Source organism: Geodermatophilus dictyosporus (genome assembly GCF_900115505.1).
GTDB lineage: Bacteria > Actinomycetota > Actinomycetes > Mycobacteriales > Geodermatophilaceae > Geodermatophilus > Geodermatophilus dictyosporus.
In genome coordinates, this window is record NZ_FOWQ01000002.1 from 347,674 (window position 1) to 362,454 (window position 14,781).

Genomic DNA, 14,781 nt, shown 5'->3' on the forward strand with positions numbered 1-14,781 from the left:
CCTCAGCGGCCGGCCGCCCCGTGGCAGACCTTGTACTTCTTGCCCGAGCCGCACGGGCACGGCGCGTTGCGGGCCGGCTCCTTGGTGCCGGTGACCGTGGCCGTCTTGGCCGCCTTGGCCGGGCCGCTCTCCTTGGGCGAGGCGTCCAGGGAGGGCGCCGAGTAGCTGAGGTCCTCGGCGTGCCGCGGCTCGTCGAGGCCCTTGACTGCGAGCTGCGGCCCGGTGCCCGAGGGGCTCGGCGCCTCCTCGGCGGGAGCGGCGGGCGCGGCCGGGGCGGCGTTGCGGGCGGCGTGCCGCCCACCGGGGCGGTTGGCCGGCGCGCCGGTCGAGCGCCGGGCGGCGGGCTTGGCCGCCGGCTTGGTCACCGAGACCGGCGCGGCGGCGGGCGCCACGGGCGCGGCGCCGTCCCCGTCGGCGGGTGCCACGGCCGGGGCAGCGGCCGGAGCGGCGGACACGGCGGCCGCCTCGGCGGCGGCCTTCGCGGCCGCGGCCTGGCGGGCCAGCACGCGGGCGGTGCCCTCCTGCGCGGCGGCGAGCGCCTTGGCCTCCGCCTCGGCCTGCTGCGCCCTGGCCTCGGCCTCCTGCTGCTCCTTGGTCTTGACCTCCAGGTTGAACAGGAAGCCGACCGACTCCTCCTTGATGCCGTCGAGCATCGCGTTGAACATGTCGTAGCCCTCGCGCTGGTACTCCACGACCGGGTCGCGGTTGGCCATCGCGCGCAGGTGGATGCCGGCCCGCAGGTAGTCCATCTCGTAGAGGTGCTCGCGCCACTTGCGGTCGAGCACCGAGAGCAGCACCCGCCGCTCGAGCTCCCGCATGACCTCCGCACCCAGGGCCTGCTCCCGCTCCCCGTAGGCGCGGTGCGCGTCGTCGAGCAGCTCGGACCGCAGCACGTCGGCGGTCAGCGCGGCCTGCTCACCGTCGGCGGTGCGGTCGAGCAGGTCGGGCACCGTCAGGCCCACCGGGTAGAGCGCCTTGAGGCCGGTCCACAGCTGCTCGAGGTCCCAGTCCTCGGCGTAGCCGGTCTCGGTGGCGCCGTCGACGTAGGCGCCGACGACGTCGTCGAGCATGTGCTGCACCTGCTCGTGCAGGTCCTCGCCGTCGAGCACCTTGCGGCGCTCGTCGTAGATGACGGTGCGCTGCCGGTTGAGCACCTCGTCGTACTTGAGGACGTCCTTGCGGACCTCGAAGTTCTGCTGCTCGACCTGCGTCTGGGCCGAGCGGATGGCGCGGGTGACCATCTTCGACTCGATCGGCTGGTCGTCGGGGACCCGCAGCGTGGTCATCATCGACTCGAGCATCGGGCCGTTGAAGCGGCGCATGAGGTCGTCGCCGAGGGAGAGGTAGAAGCGCGACTCGCCGGGGTCGCCCTGCCGGCCGGAGCGGCCGCGCAGCTGGTTGTCGATGCGGCGGCTCTCGTGCCGCTCGGTGCCCAGCACGTAGAGCCCGCCGGCGTCGGCGACCTCCTCGTGCTCGGCCCGCACCTGGTCCTTGGCCGTCTGCAGCGCCTCGTCCCAGGCGGCCTCGTACTCCTCCGGGGTCTCCGAGGGCGACAGGCCGCGGGCGCGCAGCGCCTCGTCGGCGATGAACTCGGGGTTGCCGCCGAGCTGGATGTCGGTGCCGCGGCCGGCCATGTTGGTGGCCACGGTGACCGCGCCGAGCCGCCCGGCCAGGGCGACGATCGAGGCCTCCCGCGCGTGGTTCTTGGCGTTGAGCACCTCGTGCGGGATGCCCTTGCGCAGCAGGAACTTCGACAGGATCTCGGACTTCTCGACGCTGGCGGTGCCCACGAGCACCGGCTGGCCGGCCTCGTGCCGCTCGGCGATGTCGTCGATGACCGCGTCGAACTTGGCCTTCTCCGTCTTGTAGATGACGTCGGACTGGTCCTGGCGGACCATCGGCCGGTTCGTCGGGATGGGGACGACGCCCAGCTTGTAGGTCTGGGAGAGCTCGGCGGCCTCGGTCTGGGCGGTGCCGGTCATCCCGGAGAGCTTGTCGTAGAGCCGGAAGTAGTTCTGGAGGGTGATCGTGGCGAGCGTCTGGTTCTCGTCCTTGATCTTCACCCCCTCCTTGGCCTCGATGGCCTGGTGCATGCCCTCGTTGTAGCGGCGCCCGGCCAGCACGCGGCCGGTGAACTCGTCGACGATGAGCACCTCGCCGTTGCTGACGATGTACTGCTGGTCGCGGTGGAAGAGCTCCTTGGCCTTCAGCGCGTTGTTGAGGTAGCCGATCAGCGGGGTGTTGACCGCCTCGTAGAGGTTGTCGATGCCGATCTGGTCCTCGACGAACTCCACGCCCTCCTCGGTGACGGCGACCGTGCGCTTGGCCTCCTCCACCTCGTAGTGCACGTCGCGCTTCATCAGCGGCACGATCCGCGCGAACTCGACGTACCACTTGCCGGCCGACTCGGCGGGACCGCTGATGATCAGCGGGGTGCGCGCCTCGTCGATGAGGATCGAGTCGACCTCGTCGACGATCGCGTAGTGGTGCCCGCGCTGGACCAGGTCGGCCTTGCTCCAGGCCATGTTGTCGCGCAGGTAGTCGAAGCCGAACTCGTTGTTCGTGCCGTAGGTGATGTCGCAGGCGTACTGCTCACGGCGGTGCGCCGGCTTCTCCCCGGACAGGATGGTGCCCACCGACAGGCCGAGGAAGCGGTGCACCCGGCCCATCCACTCGGCGTCGCGCTTGGCCAGGTAGTCGTTGACGGTGACCACGTGCACGCCCTCGCCGGTCAGGGCGTTGAGGTAGGCCGGCAGCACGCCGGTCAGCGTCTTGCCCTCACCGGTGCGCATCTCCGCGATGTTGCCCAGGTGCAGCGCGGCACCGCCCATGAGCTGCACGCGGAAGTGCCGCTGCCCGAGCGTGCGGCTGGCGGCCTCGCGGACGACGGCGAAGGACTCCGGCAGCAGCTGGTCGAGCGTCTCGCCGTCCGCCAGGCGCGCCTTGAACTCGTCGGTCTTCGCGCGCAGCTCGGCGTCGGTCAGGTCGGCGACGTCGTCGGAGAGCAGCTCGATCGCGTCGGCGATCCGTTCCAGTCGACGGACGAGCTTGCCCTCACCGGCCCGGAGGATCCTCGAGAACACCACGGACACCAGCGTAGGCGGCTGCCGCGGCGAGTCGGGGAGGCAGCACCCGGCCCCGGGCGGTCAGCGGCGCACCAGCCGCTTCTCCCGCGGGTCGAGCACCACCTCCCGCGCGCCCTCGCGCAACCCGTCGAGGACGGCGGTGACGACCTCGTCGCGGTCGTGCCCGGCGGGCAGCCGCGGCGGGGTCCCCGCGAGCGCCCGGTCGACCAGGCCGGTGTCGACGTGCGGGGGCCGCACGTCGAGCACGGCGACCGACCGGCTGCGCAGCTCGCGCCGCAGCACCGAGGCCCATGCCGAGAGGGCCGCCTTGCTCGCCGAGTACTCGGCCATGCCCAGCGTGGGGGCGTCGGCCACGATCGCCGACAGCAGCACCACCGCACCGCCGTCGGCCAGGTGCGGCAGCGCGGCGCGCACGAGGCTCATCGGGGCGAGCGTGTTGACCGCGAACAGCTCCTCGGTGACGGCGTCGTCGGCCTCGGCGGCCGGGCCGAAGGCCACCACGCCCCAGGCGACGACGACGGCGTCCAGTCCGCCGAGTGCCCGGGCGGCGGCGTCGACCGCGGCGCGGACGGAGTGGACGTCGACCGCGTCGGCGGCGCGAGCCGGGGCACCGCCGAGCTCGCCGGCCAGCGCCTGCAGCCGGCCGTCGTCCCGCCCGGTGAGCGCCACCCGCGCGCCGGCACCGGCCAGCGCCCGCGCCAGGTCGCCGCCCAGCACGCCGGTCGCCCCGGCCACCAGCACCCGCGCCCCCGCCAGCTCCACGCCCGGCCGGTGCCCGTGCCGCGGGCCGCCTAACCTCCTGACGTGGCCCACGACCTGCACGATCTCGGTCCGGAACTGCTCGACTTCCTCACCGAGCGGCACCTGGCCACGCTGACCACGCTGCGCGCCGACGGCAGCCCGCACGTCGTGCCGGTCGGCGTCACCTACGACCCGGACACGCGCACCGCGCGCGTGATCACCTCCGGCGGCTCGGCCAAGGCCCGGCACGTGCGCGAGGGGCGGTCACGGGTGGCCGTCTGCCAGGTCGACGGCCGCCGGTGGGTGACCCTGGAGGGGGCGGCGGTGGTGCGCGACGACCGGGCCGCGGTCGCCGACGCCGAGGCGCGCTACGCGCAGCGCTACCGGCAGCCCCGCGAGAACCCGGCGCGTGTGGTCATCGAGATATCGGTCGACCGGGTGCTGGGCAACCCGTGAGAGAGGACCCCGTCCTCCTCACGCCTCGCGAGCTCGGCGCGAGCCTCGGGACGGGGCCGGACAAACCGCTGGACGGTGCGTGACGATTCTCAGGTGGAGACCGCGACCCTCTCTTTGACCGGTGTCGACCTGACCACCGAGGTGGTGCGCACCGCGCGCCTGGTGCTGCGGCCGTTCCGTCCCGACGACGTCCCGGCCGTCCACCGCGCCTCGCAGGACCCGGAGACCCAGCGCTGGGTCAGCGCGATCCCGGTGCCCTACACCCTCGAGGACGCGCGCTCCTTCGTCGAGGGCGTCGGGACGGCGCACCGGGCCGAGGGGCTGGGCCTGCCGGTGGTGGTCGAGGCCGACGGGGAGCTGGTCGGGACGGCGGCGCTGCAGCTGCGGCCGGGCCGCCTGGGACCGGAGATCGGCTACACCATCGCCCCCTGGGCGAGGGGCCGGGGCTATGCCGCGGAGGCCGCCGACGGCCTGGCCGGCTGGGCGTTCGGGCGCGGGGCGCCCCGGGTGCACCTGGTGATCGACGTGGACAACGCCGTCTCCCAGGCGGTGGCGCGGCGGGCCGGCTTCACCCGCGAGGGCGTGGTGCGCGGCTGCCTGGCGCGGCGGGACGGGAGCCGGGCCGACGCCGTCCTGTTCGGGCGGCTGCCCGGCGACTGACGCGGCAGGGGCCCGGCCGGTCGGGCCGGGCCCCTGCCCCGTGTCAGCGCGGGACGACCGCGGGCTCGGCCGCCTCGCGGTGGACGCTGTGCTGCTCCCCCAGGGGCTGCTCGACCAGCCGGATGAGGCCGTAGTCGAAGGCGTGCCGCCGGTAGACGACGGTCGGCCGTCCCGTGTCGGCGCACTGGAAGAGGAAGAAGTCGTGCCCCACGAGCTCCATCTCGTGCAGGGCCTGGTCGACGGTCATCGGCACGGCGGGGTGGTGCTTCTCGCGCACCACCTGGCCGGGCAGGTGCTCGTCGAGGTCGGTGACCAGTGGCTCGGCGGCGAGGTCCGCGGCCACGCCGTCGACGAGGCCGAGCGCCGGTGTCTCCAGCGGTGCGGCCTCGGTGGGGCCGGACACCCGCACGCTGGGCGGGGTGCGCCGGCCGTGGTGGACGCGCCGGCGGTCGTTCGCCCGGCGCAGCCGGTTGTCGAGCTTGCCGCAGCTCAGGTCGAGCGCGGAGTAGAAGTCGGGGGCACAGGCCTCGGCACGGACCACCGGCCCCTTGCCGCGCAGGGTGATCTCGACGCGCTGGCAGTTGTGGGACTGCCGGGGGTTCTTCTCGTGGAACAGCTCGACGTCGATGCGGGACAACTTGCCGTCGAACCGCTCGAGCTGCCCGACCTTGTCCTCGACGCGCTGCCGGAAGTGCTCCGGCACCTCGACGTTGCGGCCACGTACCACGATCTCCATCAGACCTCCCGGTCGTAGACGGGTGTGACCGAGACCACGCTAGTCGCTGTCAGGAGGCGTCGACAGTCGATCGAGAGGGTCCCGGAGGACCCCGCGCGGTGCACCGTCCGCAACCGGGTGGCGCACTCCGGGTACCGGCGCGCGGGGTGTCGCGGCCACGACGGCGGCCAGGACCGGCGTGTCGCCTCCCCGGCGTGTCATGGCCAGCGTCGCGGCCGCCTCGGTGAGCGTCGCGCCGCTGGTGAGGACGTCGTCGACCAGCACGAGCACGGCACCGGGCGGGACCGCCGGCCGCCGCCGGGGCACGAACGTGCCGGCCAGGTTGGCCCGCCGGTCGGCCACCGACAGGCCGGCCGAGTCGCGCACCCGCCCGGCGCGGGCCAGGAGCGGCACCACCCCGGCGGCCACCCCGGCGGCCGACAGCTCGGCGACGGCGACCCCGGCCAGCTCCCGCACGTGGTCGCGGCCGCGCGACCGCAGCGAGGCCCGGCTGGGGGGCACCGGGACCAGCAGCACCGGCCGGCCGGGCAGCACCGCGGCCCCGGCGGCGACGGCGAGGGCCAGCGCCGTCCCGAGCGGCCCGGCGAGCGCGGCCCGGCCGCGCTCCTTGAACGCGATGACCGCGGCGCGCACCGGTCCGGCGTAGGCCCCGGCCGCGACCACCGGCGGCAGGCCGGCCGGCACCCGGCGCGGGGTGGCCACGTGCGGCCGGGCGAGCAGGCGGGCGCACCGCCGGCACAGCTCCGGGCCGGGCACGCCGCAGCCGGCACAGGTGCGCGGCAGGACCAGGTCGGCCAGCGCCGCTCCCAGTCCGCCCACCGCCCCAGCCTGCGGCCCCCGCCGGCCCGGCGGCCGGCCGTGACCGCATCTGTGGAGAGCGGCCCCCGCGCCTACACGGGGTAGAACGGCTCGAGGCCGGGCACCGGCTGGGCACCGCGGATGAGCGTCACCCACGTGCCGCCCGACAGCTGCCACACCCACCCGCCGGCGCTGACCAGCGGCAGCTGACCGGGTGCGGCGGCCACCGATGTCGGCGGGCTGGGCAGCCCCGAGGTGGGCACCTCCGTCAGCCCCCAGCCGTCGACGCCGACCACGTAGGGCGCCGCGCCCTCCTCGCCGTCCCCGGCCAGCACCATCAGGCGGTCCGCGGTCGGCCAGGCGACGTCGACCACCGACGTCAGCCGCGGCGCCACCGGGCGCAGGTCGCGCAGGGCCACCGGGCCCTCGTCGGAGCGGACGACGGTGCCGATGAGCAGCGACGAGCTCCCCGTCCCGCGGCTGACGACGACGGCGGCGCGCACCCCGTCGGGCGAGAGCTGCAGCGCCGTGGCCCGCCCCTGGGCGGGCAGCGTCGGGGCGTTGACCGGCTGCGGGGACCCCCCGGCCGGCAGGCGGACGACGGTCGTCTCGTCCCGGACCACCCAGAACTCCGGCCGGGTCGCGGCGACGGTCGGCGTGGAGAAGCGGCTCCCGGTGAGCTGCGAGGCGAGCTCGCCGCCGTAGGTCCCCGCCAGCAGCGTCGCCGTCCCCCCGGACACGGAGGTGCCGACCATGGAGGTCAGGGCGCTGGTGCGCGGGTCGGCCGCCACCGCCGCGGCGGTCAGCCCGTAGGCGCCCTCCCCGGCGGGCCCGGGGGCGGGCTGGCCGTCGTCGGTCATCAGCCGGCCGCCGTCGACGTAGTGGCCGTCGGCGTCGGCGGGCGCGGCCTCGGGGTCGAAGGCGGCCCAGTCGTCGGTGCGCTGCACGGCCTGGATCCCCTCGGCGGTCAGCGGCTCGCCGTTGGCGCTGATCTGCACCGAGCTGACGCCGTCGAGCTGGTCGAGGGTCCACACCAGCTGGGCGCACAGCTGGGCGAGCCGGGCCGCGGTCAGGTCGGTGAGGCCGGCGAGGTCGACGCTGACGGTGGTCCCGGAGATCGTCACCGCGCGGGTGAGGGTGACGCCGTCGAGCGCGTTGAGGACACCGGCCGCGAGCGCCGGCGAGGGCCCCTCGACCAGGCGGTCCACCAGCACCGTCGGCTGCGCCTCGCCGCCGAGCAGGTAGCGCGGGTCGGGCACCACCCGCTGCTCGGTCGGGTCGAGGAAGTAGGCCGCGCGCTCGTCGTAGAGCCGCTCGAAGTCGGGGACCAGCATGAGCAGGCCGTCGGGCGGGTTGGTGATCCGCCACTCCCCCTCGACCTCGACGAGGGTGAACTCGCGGGTGTAGGGCTCCCCGGCCGAGCCGGTGAACACCCCGCGGGTGTCCACGGTGCCCACCAGGTCGCCGGTCAGCACCACACCGCCGGCGTCGGTGGTCACGGTCGCGTAGTCCGGCCCGACGAGGGTGATGCCGCTGGTGTCCGACCAGGCGTCCTCCGCCTCGCCGGTGAGGTACTGCCGGGCCACGGGGTGGTTGCGGACGGTGCTGGCCGCCGCGTCGATGAAGCCGCGCACGACCTCCTCGGGCGTGCCGCCCGCCGGCGGTTCCGCCGGCTCGATGCCGACCTCGCCGGCCGGCCGGGCGGAGGCGTCGGTGATCTGCACGGGTGCCGAGGAGGTGGGCACCGTGGAGCAGCCGGTGAGCAGGGCCAGCGCGGCGAGCACCGGCAGCAGGCGCCTCACGGCCGGACCCCGGGACGGCGGACGATCGTGGGCCGCAGCGGCAGCGGTGAGCTGGTGAGGTCGGCGCCGGCGGTGAGCGGCAGGGTGAGCCGGAACTGCGCGCCGAGCCCGGGCTGGCCCCAGACCTGCAGCCAGCCGCCGTGCAGCCGGGCGTCCTCGAGGCTGATCGACAGCCCCAGGCCGCTGCCGCCGACGGTGCGCACCCGCGACGGGTCGGCCCGCCAGAACCGGTCGAACACGTGCTGGGCCTCGGCCGAGGACAGCCCCACCCCGTGGTCGCGGACGGTCACCGCGGCCGCCGTCCGGTTGGCCGCGAGGGTGATGTCGATGGGCTTGCCGGACCCGTGCTCGACGGCGTTGCCGACCAGGTTGCGCAGGATCCGCTCCACCCGCCGGGCGTCGACCTCGGCGATCACCGGGTCCGCCGGGGAGCTGACCCGCAGCTCGCAGCCGTGCCGGCCGGCCAGCGAGGACATCCCGTCGACCACCCGGCCGACGAGCGCGCCGAGGTCGGTGGGCTCCCAGTCGAGGACGGCGGCGCCGGCGTCGTAGCGGCTGATCTCCAGCAGGTCCGACAGCAGCCGCTCGAAGCGGTCGAGCTCCTCGTGCAGCAGCTCGGCGGAGCGGGCGACGTGCGGCGGGAAGTCGCCGCGGGACTCGTGCAGGACGTCGGCGGCCATCTGCACCGTCGTCAACGGGGTGCGCAGCTCGTGGGACACGTCGGAGGTGAACCGCTGCTGCAGCTGGGAGAGCCCCTCGAGCTGGGTGATCTGCCGCTGCAGGCTGTCGGCCATCGCGTTGAAGCTGGTGGCCAGCCGGGCCAGGTCGTCCTCCCCGCGGACGGTCATCCGCTCCTCGAGCTGCCCCTCGGCCAGCCGCTGCGCGGTGCCGGCCGCCCGCCGCACCGGGTCGACGACCAACCGGGTGACCAGCACGCCGATGCCCGCGACGAACAGGGTCAGCGCGATGCCGCTGATCGCGACCGTGGTGCGGATGAGGGAGAGCGTCTCCTCCTCCTGGTCCAGCGGGAAGGCGTAGTAGAGCTCGATCTGCCCGGCCGACGACGCGCCGGCGGGCACCGGCGACCCGACCAGGAGCGTCGGCCGCGCCTGCCCGGAGGCGTTGGGGACCATCGCGTACTGGCTGTACTGGGCACCGCCCGCGACGCCGGCGCGCAGGCCCTCGGGCAGCGCCGGGTAGATGCCCGGCCGGCTGACCGCGGGCGGTCGCTCGGTGTCACCGGTCCGGTAGACCATGACGACGTCGAAGCTGCCGGCCGACCCGCCGCGGGTGAGCAGCTGCTGCACGGTGCGCTCCAGGGTGGCTCGCACGCTCGCCCCGTCCCCGGCGGCGATGCCGACCACCTCGGTCTGGGCGTAGACCACCCCGGCCTGCGCCTGGTCGACCGCGGCCTGCTCCTTGACCGACAGCAGCTGCGTGCGGATCTGGCTGAACAGCACCAGGCTGACGATGACCACGACCGTGCCGGCGACGACCATCGTGATCGCGCCGATGCGCACGTGCAGCGACGAGCGCCACGCCGAGACGGCGGCGCCGGCCAGCCGCCGGGCCCGGATGCGCGCCCGGACGGACCGTCGGCGCAGCCCGCGCCGCAGCGCACGCACGTCGCGCGGGCGGCGACGGGCGGCGCGCGCCGGTGCGGGGGCCCGGGTGCTGCCCGCGTCGTCGGCCGGGGCCGCCGCCGGCGCCGGGTGGGTGGTGCTCACCGGCTCACGGAGCACTCTGGTCCGCTCCGGCGGCCCGCCCCGCTCACGGTGGACCGGCCTTGTAGCCCACCCCGCGCACGGTGAGCACGATCTCGGGCTTCTCCGGGTCGCGCTCGATCTTGGCCCGCAGCCGCTGCACGTGGACGTTGACCAGCCGGGTGTCGGCGGCGTGCCGGTAGCCCCACACCTGCTCGAGCAGCAGCTCGCGGGTGAACACCTGGCGCGGCTTGCGGGCCAGCGCCACGAGGAGGTCGAACTCCAGCGGGGTCAGCGCGATGGGCGTGCCGTCGCGGGTGACCTGGTGGGCGGGGACGTCGATCTGCACGTCGCCGATCGCGAGCGTCTCGGCCTGCCCGGTCTCCCCGCGGCGCAGCTGGGCGCGCACCCGGGCGACGAGCTCGACGGGCTTGAACGGCTTGGTGACGTAGTCGTCGGCGCCGGCCTCGAGGCCCTGGACGACGTCGATCGTGTCGCCCTTGGCGGTGAGCATGACGATGGGGACCGTCGACTGGGTGCGGATGTCCTGGCAGATCTGCAGGCCGTTGCGGCCGGGCAGCATCAGGTCGAGCAGGACGATGTCGGGCCGGGTCTGCTGGAAGACGCCGAGCGCGCGGTTGCCGTCGGAGACGAAGGCCGGGTCGTAGCCCTCCCGACGCAGCACGATGCCGAGCATCTCGGCGAGAGCGGCGTCGTCGTCGACGACGAGGACACGGCCGCGGCTGGGTCCGTTGTGCTGAGCGGTGGGGGGCACGGACCCATTCTGCGACGTCACGACCAGATCACGGAGGCGCTGGACCCGGCGTGCCGGATCCAGCGCCTCTCCTCGTGGCGACCGACGGGAACGGCCCCGCTGCCCCCCGCGCCGAGCGGAGCGAGGCGTGGGGGGCAGCGGGGTCCTCCGTCAGTAGCGGTAGTGCTCGCTCTTGTACGGACCCTCGACCGGCACACCGATGTAGTCGGCCTGCACCTTGGACAGCTCGGTGAGCTTGACGCCGAGCGCGTCGAGGTGCAGCCGCGCCACGTGCTCGTCGAGCTTCTTCGGCAGCACGGTCACCGTGGGCTCCTGGCCCTCGTAGGCGGCCCGGTTGGTCCACAGCTCGATCTGGGCGAGCACCTGGTTGGAGAACGACGCGCTCATCACGAAGCTCGGGTGCCCGGTGGCGTTGCCCAGGTTCAGCAGCCGGCCCTCCGACAGCAGGATGATCGTGTGGCCGTCGGCGAAGCGCCACTCGTCGACCTGCGGCTTGATCTGGGTCCGCTCGATGCCCGGGGTGCGGGCGAGGCCGGCGACGTCGATCTCGTTGTCGAAGTGGCCGATGTTGCCCACGATCGCCTGGTGCTTGGTCTGCCCGAGCTGCTCGGCGGTGATGATGTCGCGGTTGCCGGTGGCCGTGATGATGATGTCGGCCTTGCCGATGACCTCCTCGAGCGTGGTCACCTCGTAGCCGTGCATCGCCGCCTGCAGGGCGTTGATCGGGTCGATCTCGGTGACGATCACCCGGGCGCCCTGGCCGCGCAGCGACTCGGCGCAGCCCTTGCCGACGTCACCGTAGCCGCAGACCACGGCCACCTTGCCGCCGATCATCACGTCGGTGGCGCGGTTGATGCCGTCGATGAGCGAGTGCCGGCAGCCGTAGAGGTTGTCGAACTTGCTCTTGGTGACCGAGTCGTTGACGTTGATCGCCGGGAACAGCAGCCGGCCCTCGCGGGCGAGCTCGTACAGGCGCATGACGCCGGTGGTGGTCTCCTCGGTGACGCCTGCGATGCCCTGGCCGATGCGCGTCCAGTAGCCGGCGTCGGCGGTCAGCGTGCCGCGCAGCACGTCGAGGATGACGCCGTACTCCTCGGCGTCGGCCTCGGTGGTGTCGGGGACGACGCCGTCGGCCTCGAAGCGGGTGCCCAGGTGCACCAGCAGGGTGGCGTCGCCGCCGTCGTCGAGCAGCATGTTCGGGCCGACGACCGCGCCGGACCCGTCGCGGAACTCGAACAGGCGCTGGGTGCACCACCAGTAGTCCTCGAGGGACTCGCCCTTCCAGGCGTACACCGGGACGCCGGCGGGCTCCTCGGGCGTGCCCTGCCCCACGACGATCGCCGCGGCGGCGTGGTCCTGGGTGGAGAAGATGTTGCAGGAGACCCAGCGGACGTCGGCGCCGAGGGCGACGAGGGTCTCGATGAGGACAGCGGTCTGCACGGTCATGTGCAGCGAGCCGGCGATGCGGGCGCCGGCCAGCGGCTGCGCGTCGCCGTACTCCTCGCGCAGCGCCATCAGGCCGGGCATCTCGTGCTCGGCGAGGCGGATCTCCTTGCGGCCGAAGCCGGCGAGGGAGAGGTCGGCCACCTTGAAGTCGGCCTCGCCGCTCGGGGTGGTCAGGACAGGGGTGCCGGTAGAGGCGGTCATGTCGCTCCAGGGTCGAGGCGCCCACGAGGGCGGGCGCTCGGGTCGCTGATCTGAGCGAGCATGCCGAGGCTTCGGCGGGGCTCGTGCCGCAGTCCAGGGTACCGGGTGCTCAGGACTCGCAGCCGACGCCGTCGCCGTCGCCGTCGAGCGCCGGATCCCACCCCGGGTCGCCCTCGCGCACGGGTGCGGCGCCGGCCGCGCGTGCCGCGGCGCAGTCGGCGAAGGGACCGGCCGGGGCGGACGGGGGCTCCTGCTGCGCGGCGGTGACCTCGCGGCTGGGCAGCGGCTCGCCCGGGCACCCGCCGAGCACGGCGGACGCCGCGTCGTGCTCGGCGGCGGTCATCCACAGGCCGTAGGTCAGCTTCACCGCGACCTGCCGCGCGACGTAGGCGCAGCGGTAGGAGCGGTCCGGCGGCAGCCAGGTCGCGGCGTCGCCGTCGCCCTTCGCCTGGTTGAGCGGGCCGTCGACGGCCAGCAGGTTGAGCGGGTCGTTGGCGAAGGCGGTCCGCCGGGCGGTGTCCCACCGCTGGGCACCCTTCTGCCAGGCGTCCGACAGCGCCACGACGTGGTCGATCTGCACCGCCTCGCTCGTGCCCTCGCCGCGGCGGAACTCGATGGTGGCCCCGGAGTAGGGGTCGTCGAGGGTGCCGGTGAGGACGACGCAGTCGCTGCCCGGCCGGAAGGTCTCGCCGGTGAGGTCGCGGGCGAGGACGTCGTTGCGGGTGTCGCAGCCGTTGCGGTCGGTGTCGGCCCAGGCCTCCCCGAACTCGTCGCGGGAGTAGCCGGTCTGCGGCGCGCGGCCGCGCACCGGCACCGACGCCAGCGCCTCGAGTGCGCTGCCGGCGACCGCGGCGGTCGGCACGGCGTCCCCGGCGGCGCCGGCGGAGGACCCGGTGAGCTCGGCGCAGCCGGTGGCCAGTGCGGCGGTCACGCCGAGCGCGCAGAGGCGCGCGAGGGCCGTGCGGAGGGACACGGCCGACGCTACGTCCGGCCGTCCGCTCCCCCGGGCCACGACACGCGGCCGCGGGTCACCTCAGGTCCGCCCCCGTGGTCACCTCAGGTCCGCCCTCGTGGTCACCTCAGGTCCGCCCTCGTGGTCACCTCAGGTTCGTGGTGGCCCGGTAGAGCACGGCCGGGCCGCGCGCGGTCACCGGGACCCCCGCCGGGACGAACGCCGACTGCCCGCGCTCGAGCACGAGCTCGCCGTCGGCACCGGTCAGCACTGCCCGCCCCTCGGCGCACAGCACCACCTGCGGGCCGCGGGTGGTGAACGGGCCGGCCTGCTCGTCGAGCTGGGCACGGGTCAGGTCGAAGTCCTCGACCGGCACCGGGTAGCGCAGCCCGCCGGGACCGAGCACCGGGTGGATGACCGGGACGCGGCCGTCGGAGAAGTCCAGCACCTCGATGAGGGCGGCCAGGTCGACGTGCTTGGTGGTCAGCCCGCCGCGCAGGACGTTGTCCGAGCTCGCCATCACCTCGACGCCGGCCCCGGACAGGTAGGCGTGCAGGTTGCCGGCCGGGAGGAACACCGCCTCACCGGGCGCCAGCTTGAGGTGGTTGCACATCAGCGAGATGACCACGCCGGGGTCGCCGGGGTAGGTCTCGGCCAGCGTGGCGGCCCACCGGTAGGTGTTGATGAACTCCGGGTCGTGCGCGGCCACGAAGGACGCCGCCTTGTGCGCGACGACGTCGACCAGGTGGGTGCGCCGCTTGCCCGACATCGCGAGCAGCTGCGGGATGGCCGCCTGCAGGCCGCCGCGGGCCAGCGCCGCGATGGTCGGCTTGAGCTCGGGCAGCTGCAGCTTGGCCAGGCAGTGCAGCGACTCCTCCACCGGCCGGAAGCCGCACAGCGCCTCGAACGTGGTCAGCGCCAGCAGCAGCTCGGGCTTGTGCCACGGGTCCTTGAAGGTGCGCGCCGGGTCGTCCCGCGGCACCCCGGCACGCTCCTCGGCGAGGAAGCCGGCCTGGGCCTGCTCCATCGTCGGGTGCGCCTGCAGCGAGAGCGGCGTGTCGGCGGCCAGCACCTTCATGAGGAAGGGCAGCCGGTTGCCGAAGCGCCCGACGACGGCCGGGCCGAGCAGCCGCTCCGGGTCGACGGCGATCGCTGCGTCCAGGGGCCGGCCGTCGGCGAGCACGCTCGGCTCGTCCGGGTGCGCACCCATCCACAGCTCCGCGTGCGGGCGGTCGGCGGGGGTCGGCTGGCCGAGCAGCTCCGGGATGACCGTCCGGCTGCCCCACGGGTAGAACCGGACCGCGCTGGTGAGCTGCCACATCGTCGCTGAGGCTAGGGGCGGGTGGACCACGACCCCACCTTCGCCTCCAGGCGCGCCGGGCGGAACCCCTGGAGGGGTGAGACGGGCGACTTCCCCCGGTCGGG

The 14,781-nt window shown here is 74.6% G+C and carries 12 protein-coding genes; 2 read left to right on the forward strand and 10 right to left on the reverse strand.

The features are described 5' to 3' along the window. Positions 1-2: 2 nt before the first annotated feature. Positions 3-3,086 (reverse strand): preprotein translocase subunit SecA, encoded by a 3,084-nt coding sequence (secA, locus tag BMZ33_RS05230; RefSeq protein WP_091108884.1) that lies wholly within the window; start codon positions 3,084-3,086, stop codon positions 3-5. Between the two features lie 60 nt (positions 3,087-3,146). Then, positions 3,147-3,848 carry an SDR family NAD(P)-dependent oxidoreductase gene (locus tag BMZ33_RS05235; RefSeq protein ID WP_091108506.1) on the reverse strand — a complete coding sequence of 234 codons (702 nt, stop codon included), beginning with the start codon at positions 3,846-3,848 and terminating at the stop codon, positions 3,147-3,149. A gap of 42 nt (positions 3,849-3,890) precedes the next feature. Between BMZ33_RS05235 and BMZ33_RS05240 the strand changes: the two genes are divergently transcribed. Beyond that, entirely contained in the window at positions 3,891-4,283 is a 393-nt protein-coding gene (locus BMZ33_RS05240) for a pyridoxamine 5'-phosphate oxidase family protein (RefSeq protein WP_091108507.1), read from the forward strand. A 93-nt stretch (positions 4,284-4,376) separates the two neighbouring features. Then, positions 4,377-4,943 (forward strand): GNAT family N-acetyltransferase, encoded by a 567-nt coding sequence (locus BMZ33_RS05245; protein ID WP_169063921.1) that lies wholly within the window; start codon positions 4,377-4,379, stop codon positions 4,941-4,943. A 43-nt stretch (positions 4,944-4,986) separates the two neighbouring features. Here BMZ33_RS05245 and hpf read toward each other — a convergent pair whose 3' ends face one another. The 8 genes from hpf to manA form a co-directional block, all read right to left on the reverse strand. Beyond that, positions 4,987-5,679, reverse strand: coding sequence for a ribosome hibernation-promoting factor, HPF/YfiA family (gene hpf, locus BMZ33_RS05250; RefSeq protein ID WP_091108509.1), 693 nt, complete (start codon positions 5,677-5,679; stop codon positions 4,987-4,989). 39 nt (positions 5,680-5,718) lie between these two features. Then, a complete protein-coding gene (locus tag BMZ33_RS05255; protein WP_169063922.1) occupies positions 5,719-6,498 on the reverse strand; it encodes a ComF family protein in 780 nt (259 codons plus the stop codon). A 71-nt stretch (positions 6,499-6,569) separates the two neighbouring features. Then, positions 6,570-8,279 (reverse strand): LpqB family beta-propeller domain-containing protein, encoded by a 1,710-nt coding sequence (locus BMZ33_RS05260; protein ID WP_091108510.1) that lies wholly within the window; start codon positions 8,277-8,279, stop codon positions 6,570-6,572. Next, the gene (gene mtrB / locus BMZ33_RS05265; protein WP_091108885.1) at positions 8,276-10,006 is read right to left on the reverse strand and encodes an MtrAB system histidine kinase MtrB; all 1,731 of its coding nucleotides are present in this window, start codon (positions 10,004-10,006) and stop codon (positions 8,276-8,278) included. The genes BMZ33_RS05260 and mtrB overlap by 4 nt, the downstream gene beginning before the upstream one ends. Positions 10,007-10,049: 43 nt before the next feature. After that, entirely contained in the window at positions 10,050-10,757 is a 708-nt protein-coding gene (gene mtrA, locus BMZ33_RS05270; protein WP_091108511.1) for an MtrAB system response regulator MtrA, read from the reverse strand. Between the two features lie 150 nt (positions 10,758-10,907). Further along, entirely contained in the window at positions 10,908-12,404 is a 1,497-nt protein-coding gene (gene ahcY / locus BMZ33_RS05275; RefSeq protein ID WP_091108512.1) for an adenosylhomocysteinase, read from the reverse strand. Positions 12,405-12,513: 109 nt separating this feature from the next. Then, a complete protein-coding gene (locus BMZ33_RS05280) occupies positions 12,514-13,377 on the reverse strand; it encodes a GmrSD restriction endonuclease domain-containing protein (protein WP_169063923.1) in 864 nt (287 codons plus the stop codon). Positions 13,378-13,501: 124 nt separating this feature from the next. Beyond that, a complete protein-coding gene (gene manA / locus BMZ33_RS05285; protein WP_091108514.1) occupies positions 13,502-14,677 on the reverse strand; it encodes a mannose-6-phosphate isomerase, class I in 1,176 nt (391 codons plus the stop codon). Positions 14,678-14,781 lie beyond the last annotated feature (104 nt).